The 15776-nt window shown below is 64.4% G+C and carries 18 protein-coding genes; 5 read left to right on the top strand and 13 right to left on the bottom strand.

What is annotated here, in order from left to right:
• Positions 1-11: 11 nt before the first annotated feature.
• Positions 12-863, top strand: a complete 852-nt coding sequence (locus AC3FJ6_RS06115; RefSeq protein WP_488771114.1) for a sulfurtransferase — start codon at positions 12-14, stop codon at positions 861-863.
• A 3-nt stretch (positions 864-866) separates the two neighbouring features.
• Here AC3FJ6_RS06115 and AC3FJ6_RS06110 read toward each other — a convergent pair whose 3' ends face one another.
• From AC3FJ6_RS06110 to rpsP, 5 genes are all read right to left on the bottom strand, one after another.
• Entirely contained in the window at positions 867-1547 is a 681-nt protein-coding gene (locus AC3FJ6_RS06110) for a CoA pyrophosphatase (RefSeq protein ID WP_153947463.1), read from the bottom strand.
• A gap of 148 nt (positions 1548-1695) precedes the next feature.
• Positions 1696-2088 (bottom strand): 50S ribosomal protein L19, encoded by a 393-nt coding sequence (rplS, locus tag AC3FJ6_RS06105; protein ID WP_400392921.1) that lies wholly within the window; start codon positions 2086-2088, stop codon positions 1696-1698.
• A 66-nt stretch (positions 2089-2154) separates the two neighbouring features.
• On the bottom strand, positions 2155-2937 hold the full coding sequence (trmD, locus tag AC3FJ6_RS06100; RefSeq protein ID WP_488771362.1) for a tRNA (guanosine(37)-N1)-methyltransferase TrmD: 783 nt from the start codon (positions 2935-2937) through the stop codon (positions 2155-2157).
• A gap of 31 nt (positions 2938-2968) precedes the next feature.
• Positions 2969-3637, bottom strand: a complete 669-nt coding sequence (gene rimM / locus AC3FJ6_RS06095) for a ribosome maturation factor RimM (RefSeq protein ID WP_488771113.1) — start codon at positions 3635-3637, stop codon at positions 2969-2971.
• Positions 3638-3698: 61 nt separating this feature from the next.
• The gene (rpsP, locus tag AC3FJ6_RS06090) at positions 3699-3953 is read right to left on the bottom strand and encodes a 30S ribosomal protein S16 (RefSeq protein WP_092594826.1); all 255 of its coding nucleotides are present in this window, start codon (positions 3951-3953) and stop codon (positions 3699-3701) included.
• A gap of 463 nt (positions 3954-4416) precedes the next feature.
• Between rpsP and AC3FJ6_RS06085 the strand changes: the two genes are divergently transcribed.
• From AC3FJ6_RS06085 to AC3FJ6_RS06075, 3 genes are all read left to right on the top strand, one after another.
• A complete protein-coding gene (locus tag AC3FJ6_RS06085; RefSeq protein WP_488771112.1) occupies positions 4417-4830 on the top strand; it encodes a hypothetical protein in 414 nt (137 codons plus the stop codon).
• A gap of 237 nt (positions 4831-5067) precedes the next feature.
• Entirely contained in the window at positions 5068-5217 is a 150-nt protein-coding gene (locus tag AC3FJ6_RS06080) for a hypothetical protein (RefSeq protein ID WP_487523206.1), read from the top strand.
• A 65-nt stretch (positions 5218-5282) separates the two neighbouring features.
• On the top strand, positions 5283-5786 hold the full coding sequence (locus AC3FJ6_RS06075; protein WP_487523207.1) for an NINE protein: 504 nt from the start codon (positions 5283-5285) through the stop codon (positions 5784-5786).
• 285 nt (positions 5787-6071) lie between these two features.
• On the opposite strand, the gene AC3FJ6_RS06070 is transcribed toward AC3FJ6_RS06075, so the two are convergent.
• Positions 6072-7214 carry a PA0069 family radical SAM protein gene (locus AC3FJ6_RS06070; RefSeq protein ID WP_488771111.1) on the bottom strand — a complete coding sequence of 381 codons (1143 nt, stop codon included), beginning with the start codon at positions 7212-7214 and terminating at the stop codon, positions 6072-6074.
• Positions 7215-7283: 69 nt separating this feature from the next.
• Complete coding sequence (locus tag AC3FJ6_RS06065) at positions 7284-7799, bottom strand: Lrp/AsnC ligand binding domain-containing protein (protein WP_153947457.1); 516 nt, start codon at positions 7797-7799, stop codon at positions 7284-7286.
• A 108-nt stretch (positions 7800-7907) separates the two neighbouring features.
• Here AC3FJ6_RS06065 and AC3FJ6_RS06060 point away from each other — a divergent pair, with 108 nt between their 5' ends.
• Positions 7908-9212 (top strand): D-amino acid dehydrogenase, encoded by a 1305-nt coding sequence (locus AC3FJ6_RS06060; protein ID WP_488771110.1) that lies wholly within the window; start codon positions 7908-7910, stop codon positions 9210-9212.
• 75 nt (positions 9213-9287) lie between these two features.
• On the opposite strand, the gene AC3FJ6_RS06055 is transcribed toward AC3FJ6_RS06060, so the two are convergent.
• The 6 genes from AC3FJ6_RS06055 to AC3FJ6_RS06030 all read right to left on the bottom strand — a co-directional run bounded on the left by AC3FJ6_RS06055 (position 9288) and on the right by AC3FJ6_RS06030 (position 15630).
• A complete protein-coding gene (locus AC3FJ6_RS06055; RefSeq protein WP_488771109.1) occupies positions 9288-11072 on the bottom strand; it encodes an acyl-CoA dehydrogenase in 1785 nt (594 codons plus the stop codon).
• Between the two features lie 117 nt (positions 11073-11189).
• Entirely contained in the window at positions 11190-12125 is a 936-nt protein-coding gene (locus tag AC3FJ6_RS06050; RefSeq protein WP_488771108.1) for an electron transfer flavoprotein subunit alpha/FixB family protein, read from the bottom strand.
• A gap of 19 nt (positions 12126-12144) precedes the next feature.
• Entirely contained in the window at positions 12145-12894 is a 750-nt protein-coding gene (locus AC3FJ6_RS06045; RefSeq protein WP_066739205.1) for an electron transfer flavoprotein subunit beta/FixA family protein, read from the bottom strand.
• Between the two features lie 209 nt (positions 12895-13103).
• Entirely contained in the window at positions 13104-13898 is a 795-nt protein-coding gene (locus AC3FJ6_RS06040; protein ID WP_488771107.1) for a MetQ/NlpA family ABC transporter substrate-binding protein, read from the bottom strand.
• A gap of 54 nt (positions 13899-13952) precedes the next feature.
• Positions 13953-14606 (bottom strand): methionine ABC transporter permease, encoded by a 654-nt coding sequence (locus tag AC3FJ6_RS06035; protein ID WP_092594846.1) that lies wholly within the window; start codon positions 14604-14606, stop codon positions 13953-13955.
• Positions 14596-15630 (bottom strand): methionine ABC transporter ATP-binding protein, encoded by a 1035-nt coding sequence (locus tag AC3FJ6_RS06030; RefSeq protein WP_400393254.1) that lies wholly within the window; start codon positions 15628-15630, stop codon positions 14596-14598. Before AC3FJ6_RS06030 ends, AC3FJ6_RS06035 begins: the two co-directional genes overlap by 11 nt.
• Between the last annotated feature and the right edge of the window lie 146 nt (positions 15631-15776).

The raw sequence follows: 15776 nt of genomic DNA, 5'->3' as shown, positions 1-15776 counted from the left end.
GGCATTATTCCATGCAGATCGTCAACATTTCGGCTTACAAGTTCGTCACGCTCGACGATATCGAGACCCTGCGCCCCGCCATGCGCGAGTGCTGCGAGGCGGCGGGACTGAAAGGCACGATCCTGCTGGCGCCGGAAGGCATCAACATGTTCCTGGCCGGCACCCGCGAGCAGATCGACGGTTTCATGGCGTGGCTGCACGCCGATGCCCGCTTCGCCGATATCGTCCCCAAGGAAAGCCTGTCGGAAAACCAGCCCTTCAAGCGCATGCTGGTGCGTGCCAAGAAGGAAATCATCACCATGAAGATGCCGCTGATCCGACCGGAAGCCGGCCGTGCGCCGTCGGTGCGCCCGGTGGATCTCAAACGCTGGCTCGACCAGGGCCATGACGACGAAGGCCGCCCGGTGGTGATGCTCGACACGCGTAACGATTTCGAAGTCGCGGTGGGCACGTTCGACGATGCGGTCGAATACAACATCACGAAATTCAGCGAGTTTCCGTCCGCCGTGGCCGAAAACCGGGCGGCGCTCGACGGCAAGACCGTGGTGTCGTTCTGCACGGGCGGCATCCGCTGCGAAAAGGCAGCCATCCACATGCAGGAAGTGGGTATCGAGCGCGTGTACCAGCTCGAAGGCGGCATCCTCAAGTATTTCGAGGAAGTCGGCGGCAGCCACTACCACGGCGACTGCTTCGTGTTCGACTACCGCACCGCGCTGAACCCGAACCTGGAGCCGGCCGGTCCGGTGCAGTGCTTTGCCTGCCGCGCCGTGGTGACGCCCGAGGAGCAGCAGCACCCGAAGTATGTCGTGGGCCAGAGCTGCCCGCACTGCGCCGACACTGCCGTCGCCCCTGCCGCTGCCTGAGCCTCAGGCGGCCAGCAAGTGGTAGAGATTGCGTAGCATGCCGGCCGTCGCGCCCCAGATGAAGCGATGGCCGCCGCCCTCGCGCGGATACGGCATCGAATAGAACTGGCGCTCGCCGCCTTCCCAGCGCAGCAGGCGGCGCTCGTGGCGGGCAGGGTCCATCAGGAACGCCAGCGGCACCTCGAAGATTTCGGCCACCTCGCCCGCATCGGGCTGCAGCGTAAAGCCGGTATGAACCAGGCCCACCACCGGGCTCACGTGGAAGCCCGTGCCGGTGATGTAGTCCGGCAACGATCCCAGAACCTCGATGAAGTCCCGCTTGAGACCGATTTCCTCCTCGGTCTCGCGCAGGGCCGTGGCGATGCGGTCGGCGTCGAAGGTTTCCTGGCTGCCGCCCGGAAAGCTGATCTGGCCGGCATGTGCGTTCAAATTCGCATTGCGCTGGGTCAGCAGCACGGTCAGGCCGTCCGGGTGTTCGACCAGCGGCACCAGCACCGAAGCTTGCCGCAACCCGCGCGTGCGATCGTAGACGCGCGACTCGTCGGTCAGCTCGGGCTCCCACGCCGGCGGCGACAGCAGCCGGTGCCGGATGAAATCGGGTTGCATGCGCGGCGCACTGAGCGGCGCGCGGCGGCTGTCGGTCTCGATAACCGGCAGCGCCTCGGGATCGAATTTGGGGCGCATAACGTCGTCAAGTATGACAGAACGTCAGAATGTTGCATCGCAGCATACTCGTTCATCGCGCATCGCCGGAAATGCAAAAAGGACACCCGAGGGTGTCCTTCGCAATGCCGGCTGAGCACCGGTTGCCCGGTGCGTGGCGCGGAAAAGCTTATTCTGCGGCGACGGCAGCGGCCTTGGCCTTCGTCACCAGCTTTTCCTTGATACGTGCCGACTTGCCCGAACGCTCGCGCAGGTAGTACAGCTTCGCGCGACGGACGTCACCGCGACGCTTCACTTCGATGCCGGCGATCAGCGGCGAGTACAGCTGGAACGTACGTTCCACGCCTTCACCCGACGAGATCTTGCGCACGATGAAGGAGCTGTTCAGACCACGGTTACGCTTGGCGATCACCACGCCTTCGTAAGCCTGCACGCGCTTGCGGTTACCTTCCACCACGTTCACGTTGACGATCACGGTGTCGCCAGGTGCGAATGCGGGGATGGTCTTGTTCGCGGTCAGACGCGCGATCTCTTCCTGCTCGATTTGCTCGATGAGGTTCATCGTTTTCTCCTTAACCATCTTACCGGCGTTAATACCCATATTCGGGCCCCGGCAGAGGATGGGGTTTCACTTGGCAGGAGCGAACTCCTGCCCTGCTTTCGCCGCCAGGGTCGACAGGTATTTCTCGTCGGCCTTGGACAACAACCCTTGCGCGCGCGCCGCCACGATCAGATCGGGACGCTTGCGCGCGGTATTGGCCAACGCCTGCTGGCGCCGCCATTTTTCAATCTCGGCATGATGGCCCCCGAGCAACACATCGGGCACCCGCACACCTTCATATTCTTCCGGCCGCGTGTAATGCGGACAGTCGAGCAGGCCATTGACGAAGCTGTCCTGCACCGCCGACTGCGCATCGCCCAGCACACCGGGCAGATGCCGCACCACCGCGTCGATCAGCGCCATCGCGGGCAGTTCGCCACCCGACAGCACAAAATCGCCGAGGCTGATTTCCTCGTCCACGCGACGGTCGATCAGGCGCTGATCAATCGCCTCGTAGCGCCCGCACAGCAGCACCAGCCCCGGGCGCTGCGCCAGTTCCATGACCTTGCCATGGCTCAGCGTCGCGCCTTGCGGCGACATCAGCACCACGTGCGGCCGCTCGACACCAGCGTCCGACTGTGCCGCGCTGGCGGCATTGATCGCATCTTCGAGCGGCTTGCCCAGCATCACCATGCCAGGCCCGCCGCCGTAGGGGCGATCGTCGATCGTACGGTAATTGTCGACCGTGAAGTCGCGGGGATTCCAGGTGCGCAGCGCATAACGCTGCTGCTTCGCCGCCCGGCTGGTGATACCCCAGTCGGTCAGCGCGCGAAACATCTCGGGAAACAGCGTGATTACATCGAACTGCATCAGCGCCTCCCTCGACGGCAATTCAGGAACGTCAGTAGTCCAGCCCCCAGTCGACCACGATGCGCCGGGCCGACGTATCGACCGCGCGCAGGAATGCGTCGACAAACGGGATCAGCCGCTCAGCGGCCTTGCCGTCCGGCAGCTGGTATGCCACCTGTAGGATCTGGTGGGCGCCGTTGTCGATCAGCCCGGTCACGTCGCCGAGCGATTCGCCCTGCTCGTTGACCACGGCGCAACCGATCAGGTCGACCCAGTAAAACTCACCTTCTTCCGGCGCGGGAAAATCCGCACGCCGGATCCAGACGCGGCGGCCCTTGAGCATTTCCGCCACATTGCGATCCGAAACGCCGGTGGCTTGCGCCACCACGGTACCGCTATGTTCCCGCGACTGTGAAATCTTGACGCTGACAGCTTCCGCCGCCTCGGCAGGCGCCGTGACCACACCGGCAGCCGGCGCACGCAGCAGCCACCAGCGGCGGGCATGCAGCAATGCGGAGGCGTCGTCCGCATGCGGCTGGACCTTGATCCAGCCCCGGATGCCGTATGCGGCGCCCACGTAGCCAACCTCGACGAGATCGTCGGGCAAGCTATCCGTGAACAGCAGCGAGGCAGGCAGCTTGGCTGGCCGGCCGGCGGCACCACCTTGCGTGGCGGCAGTCGACAGGTTCAGCGGCTTGCGGCCGGTGGCGTTGCCAGTCACGTTGGCGGAGCGTCTTTACGCGTCAGCGCGCACCGCCCGAGCGGTTGCGCCTGAACAACTATCAGGCAGCAGCCTTGACGGCGGCTTGCTTGACCAGGCGGGCAACGGTCGGCGACAGTTGGGCGCCAACGCCTTGCCAGTAGGCCAGACGGTCTTGCGCAACGCGCAGGCCTTCTTCCTTGTCGGAAGCCAGCGGGTTGTAGAAGCCAACGCGCTCGATGAAACGGCCATCGCGACGGTTGCGCGAATCGGTAGCAACGATGTTGAAGAACGGGCGCTTCTTGCTGCCGCCGCGAGCCAGACGGATTACGACCATGTTAATTCCTCGAAAAAACGGGGTGTGCGAACACGAAACGCAAGAGTATAGCCCACTTCCCGAGTCCAAACAAACACTTAGGGCTTTCCAGCACGATACCGTCCCCGCGGAGCGCCGTTGACGCAACAATTGCGGGATGACGTCGTGGCGAAATCGCGAACCGGCGGTATGGCGCGAGCCCGAATCGACACTTTCGTGGCCGGAAGGGGCCTGTACCGCTGTTGATCGCCCTCGCCCTGGCATTTTCGCCTGCTGCTCGCATTCCCGCACGCCTTGAAACAGGCCTCTAATCGCCGTCAGCCGAGGCGCCACGCGGGGTTTCGGCGGACGCGACAAACGTGGCAAAAATGACGAAACAATCCGTTACACCAGTAACGGGTTTCGCATAGGCCATCACAGCCCCGCTGCGTACCATGAACCCAACGCCTGACTCATCACCTGCTACAGGACATTGGGATTCCGCATGCTTACACGCCCCCACCTGCGCCATCTGGTGGCTGGTGCCGTGGCCGTCATCGGCCTGGTTGGCACAGTTGCCACCAGCCACGCACAAGTCGCCTTCTGGCAGCGCGCCTTCGCCGAGCATCCGGTTCGTATGGGCCGGGTGGGCGCCGGGTGGGACGTTGCCAGCGTGCGCGCGGAAAACCGCGATCACGTCCAGGCGCAGATCGACCGGATGGAACAGCGCGCGCGCAACGACGACCGGCTGAGCGGCCGCCCGCCCGGCCCTGGCGGCCAGAGCGATGAACGGTCCGCACGCCAGTCTGGCGGCGCCGATCGCAACAACGGAGGCGACGCGTCGATGCGCGGCAACGAGATGCGCCCCGCCCATGTCGGCCCCGGCTGGCAGGCGCGCGGCCGCGACGGCGGACGCTGACGCACTTCCCGGGGAAGCCCACCCCAAAGGCCGGAACTTCCGGCCTTTTTTCATGGTCAGTCTTGACGTGCGTGCCAGAAAACGCCGCACAGGCTGCCGCCCGGCGCTGTCCGGGATCTCCAGCGTGCCGTTGTTGCGCGGACGGCAATCAAACTGACCTGCCTCTGCCCGGCACCCACTGTCCGGGTCCTGGAGGCTGGGCGCGGCCTCCACAAGAACGATCTGTCGAGGTTCATCATGTCTCCCCTTCTTCACGACCTGGCCCGACACGCGGGCCAGTTGTCATTGTCGCTGCTGTTCATGCTGATGCTGACCCTGGTGCTGTACAGCGAAACGCATATCTCCCAAATGGTGGCCGGCGCCCTGGCGTCGATCTGGCCGTCCTGACGCTACAATGGGCGCCGATGCCGCCGGCATCGAAGGGATTTTCCGTTCGCCTAGTCTCGCCTACGATGCCTGCCGCCAGCCAAGCCCCCGCCATTGCCCGTGAACCCGCCAGCCCACCCACAGCGCGTGGCGGAAAATCCAAACTGATCACCGTCGCGCTGGCCTTCCTGCTTGGCAGCCTCGGGGCACATCGCTTTTATCTGAAGGGTCTGCGTGACCCGTTCGGCTGGGCCCATCTGCTGGCCACGGCAGCGGGTGCCATCGGCGTGACCTCGCTGATCGTGGGCGCCGGCAATCCGGCCCTGAACTGGATGTTTGCCGTGGCGGGTGGCGTATCGGTCATCGGCGCCTTCCTGACCGCCATCGTGTTCGGCCTGCGGCCCGACGACAAATGGGATGCCCGCTATAACGCGCACGGTACGCCCACGCGCTCGGGCTGGCCGGTGGTGATTCTCGTCATCCTGTCGCTGATGATCGGCACGGGCCTGCTGATGGCGGGGCTGGCGATCAGCTTCCAGACCTTCTTCGAATCGCAGGTCGAAGCCGCCAAGGCGCTGTCACAGGAATAGCGCCCCTTGACCGACCGCAAGACTCCACGCAATAAGCCTGTCGATAACTCGTAAAACGACCATACTGCTTAGGTCCAAATGACAGGCGGCACTGCACCGCTGCAGGGCTGCGAAGGAGACGCTGATGGAACATCCCAGCTACGAGGAAGGACGCCTGGCGGCGATTGCCGTGCGCCTGGCCATGTCGTCGGGCTTGCCGCCCGCCAGTGCCCGGACGGCACTGGAACTGGCCTGCCGCATGATCGGCGACAGCCTGGATGCACCGGCGACAGCACGCAAGGAAACTCAGAAGAGCGAGCCTTGCCTGTCTTCGCCGCCGCACGGCCGCATCGATCGCGTCGGTCTGGGCGGTGGCCTGAACCGCGACGTATCGAGCTCGAAGCGGTTATAGCGAAATCCGAGACGATCCGCGGCCTTGTAGAACCGCTGCCGGATCAGATCGGCCCAGATCCCCGTGCCGCGCATGCGCGAAGCGAAATCGGCGTCGTAATCCTTGCCGCCACGCATGTCGCGTACGCGGTTCATGACCCGCTCGGCACGGTCGGGAAAATGCGCCTGCAGCCATTCCTGGAACAGCGGGCGCACTTCCCACGGCAAACGCAACACGACGTAATTGGCGTAGACCGCCCCCGCGTCATGCGCGGCTTCCAGAATTCTTTCCAGATCGGGCTCCGTAATGAACGGGATGACCGGGGCCACACTCACGCCCACCGGAATCCCGGCATCGGTCAGTTCCCGAATCGTGCGCAGCCGGCGCGACGGCGTAGCGGCGCGGGGCTCCAGCGTGCGCGCCACGTCGGCATCGAGCGTGGTGATGGTCACCGCCGCCACCGCCACCCGCTGTGCGGCCATCGGCGCCAGCAGGTCGATGTCGCGCTCGATCAGCGATGACTTGGTGATCAGCGCCACCGGGTGGTCGGTCTCGTGCAGCACTTCCAGAACGCCACGTGTGATGCGCTGCTCGCGCTCGATCGGCTGATAGGCGTCGGTATTCACGCCCAGCGCAATCGTCTCGCAGCGATACGATGGCCGGGACAATTCGTCACGCAGGCGCTCCGCGGCGTTGGCCTTGGCGTACAGCTTCGTCTCGAAATCGAGCCCCGGCGACAGGTCCAGGTAGGCGTGCGTCGGGCGCGCAAAACAGTAGATGCAGCCATGTTCACAGCCGCGATACGGATTCAGCGACGTATCGAACGGAATATCGGGCGATGCATTGCGCGAGAGGATCGACCTGGCCTGCTCGCGCGTCACCTGCGTGACCAGCCGGGGCGGCAGCGCCGCGTCTGCACCCGTCCCGTCGCCGGATGGGGATTCCTCCGGCGCCAGCCACCCATCGTCGAACGCCTCGCGCTGATCGCGCTCGAAGCGTCCCTGCAGGTTGCTGACAGCACCGCGGCCCTTTCGGGGCGGCATGGGAATCGGGGGCATGGGGTGGGTCTTGGGGCGATAGGTACTGTACAAATATACAGTATCGATGACCGTGATCCAAGCCCGAATTCAGGTCGTGCCGGATACGCTACTTTCCTTGGCGTCCACCGCGATCGCCAGCGTTTCCTTGATTTCTTCCATCACGACATAGCTCTTCGACTGCGCGGCGCCGGGCAGTTGCAGCAGGATGTCCCCCAGCAGCCGGCGGTACTCCCCAATCTCCCGGATGCGTGCCTTGATCAGGTAATCGAAATCGCCCGACACCAGATGGCACTCCAGCACCTCGGGGATGCGCAGAACCTCGCGCCGGAACTGTTCGAACATGTTGCCCGACTTGTTGTTCAGCGATATCTCGACGAACACCAGCAGCGCGCTGCCCAGCAGGGCCGGATTCAGCCGCGCGTAGTAGCCCATGATGACGCCGTCGCGCTCCAGCCGCTTCACGCGCTCGATGCAGGGCGTGATCGTCAGCCCCACGGCTTCCGCCAGGTCTTTCATCGATATCCGGCCATCGCCCTGCAGCACCCCAAGGATCTTGCGATCCAGGCGGTCCAGCGAGCGGACCGGCTGGCGGCTTGTTCTCATGAATCTTTCCTGTTTTTATAAGAAATTCGCGAACTAACACTGCTTCGAAGTCAATAGTATAGAAGCGAATTCTTCTATAGCCTTGGTTGGCAGTACGGAGCCCCGAAAATGCGCGTTCTTGTTCTTGGCAGTGGCGTGATTGGCGTCACCAGTGCGTGGTATCTGGCCCGCGCCGGTCACGAAGTGACCGTGGTGGACCGCGAAGGCGGCCCGGCACTGGGCACCAGCTTTGCCAATGCCGGCCAGATCTCGCCGGGCTATGCGTCGCCGTGGGCCGCTCCGGGCGTGCCGCTGAAGGCGATCAAGTGGATGTTCCAGGAACATGCGCCGCTGACCATCAAGCCTGATGGCTCGCTGTTCCAGCTGCAGTGGATGTGGCAGATGCTGCAGAACTGCACGGCCGACCGCTATGCCGTGAACAAGGAACGCATGGTGCGGCTGGCCGAGTACAGCCGTGACTGCATCCGCACGCTGCGCGCCGAGACCGGTATTGCCTACGAAGGCCGCCAGCAGGGCACGCTGCAGGTGTTCCGTACCGATGCGCAGATGGAAGCCGCGTCGCGCGACATCGCCGTGCTGGAAGAAGCCGGCGTGCCCTACGAATTGCTCTCGCGCGACGAACTCGGCGCGAGCGAACCGGCGCTTGCCGCCGCCGGCCAAAAGCTGGCGGGTGGCTTGCGCCTGCCGAACGATGAAACCGGGGACTGCCAGCTGTTTACCGAACGGCTGGCAGCCATGGCTGCGTCGATCGGCGTGCAGTTCCAGTACAACCGGTCGATCGACGGCCTGCTGACCCAGGGCGATGCCGTGACCGGCGCCATCGTCGGCGGCGAGCCGATGCTGGCCGATGCCGTGGTGGTGGCGCTGGGCAGCTGGTCCACGCCGTTCGTGAAGCCGGTGCTGCCGGGCCTGTCGAATCTGCCGGTCTATCCGCTCAAGGGCTTCTCGATTACGGTGCCGCTGCGCGATGCCGACAAGAGCCCGGTGTCGACGGTGCTGGACGAGACCTACAAGGTGGCGATCACGCGCTTCGACGATCGCATCCGCGTGGGCGGCATGGCACAGATCGTCGGCTACGACCGCTCGCTCGATCCGAACAAGCGCCGTACGCTCGAACACGTGTTGACCGACCTGTTCCCGGGTGCCGGCGATGTGAGCCGCGCCACGTTCTGGACCGGCCTGCGTCCGATGACGCCGGACGGCACGCCCGTGGTGGGCCCTGCCGGCATTCGCGGCCTGTGGCTCAACACCGGCCACGGCACGCTGGGCTGGACCATGGCTTGCGGCTCGGGCCGGTTGCTGTCCGACCTGGTATCGGGCACGCGCCCGGCGATTCGCGCCGACGACCTGTCGGTGGATCGCTATCGCAAGCCGCCGCGCACGCACCACGTGCCGCGTCCGGTGGCGGCATGATTGCCAGCGCTGCAGAAACAGGAAGGGCGACCCGCGGGTCGCCCTTTTCGCATTGTTACGATGGCGTGACGCGCATCAGAACTGATCGGCCATCATGGCCTTGACCGGCTCCGCGCCTTCCACGATGGCCGCGCGCAGCGACGAGGCCTGCGACAGGATGTGCTGGCCAAAGAAATACGCGGTCGCGATCTTGGCGTCGTAGAACGCCGGATCTTCCGCACGCTTCGCGTCGGCCACCAGCATGGCGCGGCCCAGTTGCCAGCCCGACAGCACGATGCCGCAGAGCTTCAGGTAAGGCACGCTGCCGGCAAACACGGCGTTCGGATCGCCCTTGGCATTTTCCACCACGAACTGCACCACGGCTTCCAGCGCCTCGCGGCCCAGCTTCAGCTGCGTCTGCACGGCCTTGAACGACGCGCCGCCGTGCTTGCCCAGTTCGGCTTCGGTTTCGGCGATCTTCGCGCAGATGGCACGCGCGACGGCGCCGCCATCGCGCACGGTCTTGCGACCGACCAGGTCGTTGGCCTGGATAGCCGTCGTGCCTTCGTATATGGTCAGGATGCGGGCGTCGCGATAATGCTGCGCCGCGCCCGTTTCCTCGATGAAGCCCATGCCGCCGTGCACCTGCACGCCCAGGCTCGTCACGTCGATCGACAGCTCGGTGCTCCAGCCCTTCACCACTGGCACCAGGAACTCGTAGAGCGCCATGTTCTCGCGGCGCACGGCTTCGTCGGGATGCTGGTGGGCGATGTCGCTGGCCGCGGCGGCCACGTAGGCCACGGCGCGGGCGCCTTCGATCAGCGCGCGCATCGTCATCAGCATGCGCTTGACGTCCGGATGATGGATGATCGTCACCGCCTCGCGCGCCGATCCATCCACGGGCCGGCTCTGCACGCGGTCCTTCGCGTACGCCACGGCCTGCTGGTAAGCGCGCTCGGAAATCGCAATGCCCTGCATGCCCACCGCGAAGCGCGCCGAGTTCATCATGATGAACATGTACTCGAGGCCGCGGTTCTCCTCGCCCACCAGCGTGCCGATGGCACCGCCGTGGTCGCCGAACTGCAGCACCGCCGTGGGACTGGCCTTGATGCCAAGCTTGTGCTCGATCGACACGCACTGCACGTCGTTGCGTTCGCCCAGCGACCCATCGGCGTTCACCTTGAACTTGGGCACGATGAACAGCGAGATGCCCTTCACGCCCTCGGGTGCGGTGGGTGTGCGCGCCAGCACCAGGTGGACGATGTTGTCCGCCATGTCGTGCTCGCCATACGTGATGAAGATCTTGGTGCCGAAAATCTTGAACGTGCCGTCGCCCTGCGGCTCGGCGCGCGTGCGCACCGCAGCCAGGTCCGACCCGGCTTGCGGCTCGGTCAGGTTCATCGTGCCGGTCCACTCACCCGAGATCAGCTTGGGCAGGAAAGTTGCCTTCTGGTCATCGCTGCCCGCCGTCAGCAGGGCCTCGATGGCGCCGTCGGTCAGCAGCGGGCACAGCGCGAACGACAGGTTCGCACTGTTCAGCATCTCGATGCACGGCGTGGCCACCAGCTTGGGCAGGCCCTGGCCTTCGAATTCGGCCGGATGCAGCACACCCTGCCAGCCGCCTTCGCCAAACTGCCGGAACGCATCCTTGAAGCCGGCCGTGGTGGTGACCACGCCATCCTTCCAGCTGCTGGGGCTGAGGTCGCCCGGACGGTTCAGCGGCGCCACCACCTGTTCGTTGAACTTGGCGGCTTCTTCGAGCACGGCCTGCGCCGTATCGGGGGTTGCCTCTTCGTAGCCGGGCAACTGGCTGATCTGTTCAAGCCCTGCCAGTTCGTTCATGACGAACTGCATGTCCTTGAGTGGTGCGCGATAGGTCATCGTATGTCTCCACGATCCTGCAAAAAAGCCGCTCGCGGGAAGCTACCCGGAACGGCTTTATAGTAGTTCTGCGTGCGGCCGGTTCAATGCGATGTCGAACCGGCCGGTCGGGCTTTATCAGCCCAGTGCTGCCACCAGCTCGGGCACCACGGTGTTCAGGTCGCCCACCAGGCCGTAGTCCGCCACCGAGAAGATCGGGGCTTCCGCGTCCTTGTTGATCGCGACGATCACCTTGGAGTCCTTCATGCCGGCCAGATGCTGGATCGCGCCCGAGATACCGACGGCGATGTACAGCTGCGGGGCGACGATCTTGCCGGTCTGGCCCACCTGGTAGTCGTTCGGCACGAAGCCGGCATCGACTGCGGCGCGCGATGCGCCCAGCGCCGCGCCGAGCTTGTCGGCCAGCGGGGTCAGCACCTTGGTGTAGTTCTCGCCCGAACCCACGCCACGGCCACCCGAAACGATGATCTTGGCGGCGGTCAGTTCCGGACGATCGCTCTTGGTCACTTCGCGCGACACGAATTGCGAGATGCCCGCGTCGGCCACGGCCGGCAGCGTTTCCACCGCAGCCGAGCCACCTTCGGCGGCGGCCGGGTCGAATGCCGTGCCACGCACCGTGATCACCTTGATCTTGTCTGCCGACTTGACCGTGGCGATGGCGTTGCCGGCGTAGATCGGACGCTCGAACGTGTCGGGCGAATCCACCTTGGTGATGTCCGACAACTGGGCCACGTCCAGCTTGGCAGCCACGCGCGGCAGGATGTTCTTGCCCGAAGCGGTCGCCGGGGCAACGATGTGCGAATAGTCGCTGGCGATGGCCAGGATCTGTTCGCCCACGTTTTCGGCCAGGCCGTCGGCAAAGTACGGTGCGTCGGCCAGCAGGACCTTCGACACGCCGGCGATCTTCGCGGCGGCATCGGCCGCGGCGCGGGCGTTGGAACCGGCCACCAGCACGTGGACGTCGCCGCCGCACTGGGCAGCAGCCGTCACGGCGTTCAGCGTGGCGGCCTTGATCGATTGATTGTCGTGTTCAGCAATGACAAGTGCAGTCATGTTCTTTTCTCCCCCGCGCTCAGATAACCTTGGCTTCCGACTTCAGCTTTTGCACCAGCGTGGCAACGTCCGGCACCATCACGCCGGCGCTGCGCTTGGCAGGCTCGACAACCTTGACGGTCTGCAGGCGCGGCTTCACGTCGACGCCGAGGTCTTCCGGCTTCACGGTATCCAGCGGCTTCTTCTTCGCCTTCATGATGTTCGGCAGCGTCACGTAGCGCGGCTCGTTCAGGCGCAGGTCGGTGGTCACCACGGCCGGCAGCTTGACCGACAGCGTTTCCAGACCGCCATCCACTTCACGCGTCACCGAAGCCTTGCCGTCGGCCACCACCACCTTCGAGGCGAACGTGGCTTGCGGCAGGCCGGCCAGCGCGGCCACCATCTGGCCGGTCTGGTTCGAGTCGTCGTCGATGGCCTGCTTGCCCAGAATTACCAGGCTCGGCTGTTCCTTGTCGATCAGTGCCTTCAGCAGCTTGGCCACGGCCAGCGGTTGCAGGTCTTCGTTTGACTCCACCAGGATGCCGCGGTCGGCGCCAATGGCCATCGCGGTACGCAGGGTTTCCTGGCACTGGGCCACGCCGCACGACACGGCGATGACCTCGGTGACGACGCCGGCTTCCTTCAGGCGCACGGCCTCTTCGACGGCGATTTCGTCGAACGGGTTCATGCTCATCTTGACGTTGGCCAGGTCAACGCCCGTGCCATCCGACTTCACGCGGACCTTGACGTTGTAGTCCACCACCCGCTTGACTGCGACGAGTACTTTCATGCGCTCACTCCACTGATAGCTGATAGTTCCAAAGTTTTTGAATCGCTCGCCATTATAACCACCGGGGTGGCGACTCTCTTGTTTTTCGAACGATCGTACTATTTTATCGACAAAGAATTGCCGGGCATAGCCGGCAATCCAAAAAAATTATCGCGATTGTGCCGCAGGATGCCCTGCCGGCGCACGGTTTGGATGAAAACCTCCAGAAATTACCAGGCGGTAATCACGGATTCCTTAAAAGTGCTCTGCACGTACTGCTTGATTTCAGGCGAGTGATACGCCTTCACCAGCTTGGCCACCCAGGGCTTGTCCTTGTCGGCGGTACGGATGGCGATCAGGTTGGCGTAAGGACCCTTCGGGCCTTCCATGGCGATGGCGTCACGCGTAGGCGACAGGCCGGCCGATTCGGCGTAGTTGCCGTTGATGGCAGCGGCGTCCAGGTCGTCGAGCGAACGCGGCAGCTGTGCGGCGTCCAGTTCCACGATCTTGATCTTCTTCGGGTTCTCGACGATGTCCAGCGGCGTGGCCTTCAGGCCGGCGTCCGGGCGCAGCTTGATCAGACCCTTGGCCTGCAGCAGCAGCAGACCGCGGCCACCGTTGGTGGGGTCGTTCGGCACACCCACGCGGGCGCCCTGCTTGATCTGGTCGAGCGACTTGATCTTCTTCGAGTAGACGCCCATCGGGAACGTCACCGTGAAGCCGACATGCGTGAACTTGTAGCCGCGATCCTTGATCTGGGCTTCCAGATACGGCAGATGCTGGTAGCTGTTGGCGTCGAGATCGCCGGCGGCCAGCGCCGCGTTGGGCTGGATGTAGTCGCTGAATTCCACCACCTGGATATTCAGGCCGTCCTTGGCCGCCACCTTCTTCACCTGCTCCATGATCTGGGCGTGCGGCCCCCCCGTGACGCCGATCTTGATCGGCTTGTCCTGCGCAAACGCGCCGGCCGACACCACCACACCCAGCGCGACGATGGCGCTCTTGATCACACTACGACGTTGCATTGCGATTTACCCCTGAGTTTCCCTGCGTAGAAATTGTTATGGCTCAACGATGGCTCACCGATGGCTGATCCGGCGCACCAGCCAGTCACCAAAGCTCTGCACTGCCTGGACGAACACGATCAGGATCAGCACCACGGCCACCATGATCTCGGTGATGTACCGCTGGTAGCCATAGCGAATGCCCAAATCCCCGAGTCCGCCGCCGCCGATGGCGCCGGCCATGGCCGAATAGCCAACCAGGCTCACGAACGTGATCGTCAAACCCGCCACGATGCCGGGCATGGCTTCCGGCAGCAGCACCTTCCAGACAATCTGGCCGGTGGTGGCGCCCATCGATTGCGCGGCCTCCACCAGGCCCTTGTCCACCTCGCGCAGCGCGGCTTCCACCAGGCGCGCGATGAACGGCACGGCGGCGATCGTCAGCGGCACGATGGCCGCCGTGGTGCCGATCGACGACCCGACGATAAAGCGCGTGAACGGGATCACCACCACCAGCAGGATGATGAACGGGATCGAGCGCACCGCGTTCACGACCACGCCAATCGTGCGGTTGAACAGCGGATGCGACAGCACGCCGCCACGATTGGTCAGGTGCAGCAGCACGCCCAGCGGCACGCCCAGCAGCGATCCGACCACGCCCGAGATGGCCACCATCAGCAAGGTCTCGCCGAACGACGACAGGAACAGGTCAAACATTTCAGACCACATGTTCGATCTCCTCCACGACCACGCCCTGCGTCTGCAGATAGTCCATCGCCGCGCGCACCGCGGCAGGTTCGCCCGTGGCCATGATCGCCAGCGAGCCAAATGCCTGGCCCTGGATCTCGTCGATATGGCCGTGCAGGATGTTGAAGTCCAGACCGTGCTGGCGAATGGCTTGCGCCAGCACCGGCTGGTCCACGTTGTCGCCGGTGAATGCCAGGCGGTAGACATGGTCGCGGCCATTGCCCAGGCGGCTTTCCACACGCTTGAGCACGCTGGCCGGCAATTCCTGCGCAATCACGTCGCCGATCATCGCGCGGGTGACCTCATGCTGCGGGCGCAGGAATACGTCGATCACGCGCCCCGATTCCACGACCTGCCCGGCTTCGAGCACGGCCACGCGGTCGCAGACCTGCTTGATGACCTCCATCTGGTGCGTGATCATCACGATGGTCAGGCCCAGTTCCCGGTTGATCTGCTTGAGCAGTTCCAGGATCGAGCGCGTGGTCTCCGGGTCCAGCGCCGACGTGGCTTCGTCCGACAGCAGCACCTTGGGCTTGCTGGCCAAGGCGCGGGCGATGCCCACACGCTGCTTCTGCCCGCCGCTGATCTGCGCGGGATAGCGGTCGCGCAGCTTCGACAGGCCGACCAGTTCCAGCAACGGCTCGACGGTCGCGGCGATGTCCTGCTTCGACTTGCCCGCCAGTTCGAGCGGCAGCGCCACGTTGTCATACACGGTGCGCGACGACAGCAGGTTGAAGTGCTGGAAGATCATGCCGATCTCGCGACGCGCCTCGCGCAGCGCGCCGTTGTTCAGCGCGGTGAGATCCTGGCCGTCGACGATCACGCGGCCGCTGGAAGGCCGGTTCAGCAGGTTGATGGCACGCACCAGCGTGCTCTTGCCGGCGCCGCTTCGGCCGATGATGCCGAAGATCTCGCCGGCGGCGATGGAGAGGCTGACATCGCGCAGGGCATGCACTTCCCCCGACCCGCCGGGGAACCGCTGCGAGAGTCCTTGCAGTTCGATCATGAAGAGAAAAGAAAACGGCAACAGCGCGGGGTCTCCTGCGGTGTTGCCGGGTCTTATTTTTGTGAAGCCCGCATTTTATGCGATCCGCTTCATACCTCAAACGAGATTTTTCCGATGCCTTTATGCGCTCACGTCATATAGGGCGT

Source organism: Cupriavidus sp. 94F1 (genome assembly GCF_057798875.1).
This window is presented reverse-complemented; position numbering and strand designations above follow the sequence as displayed.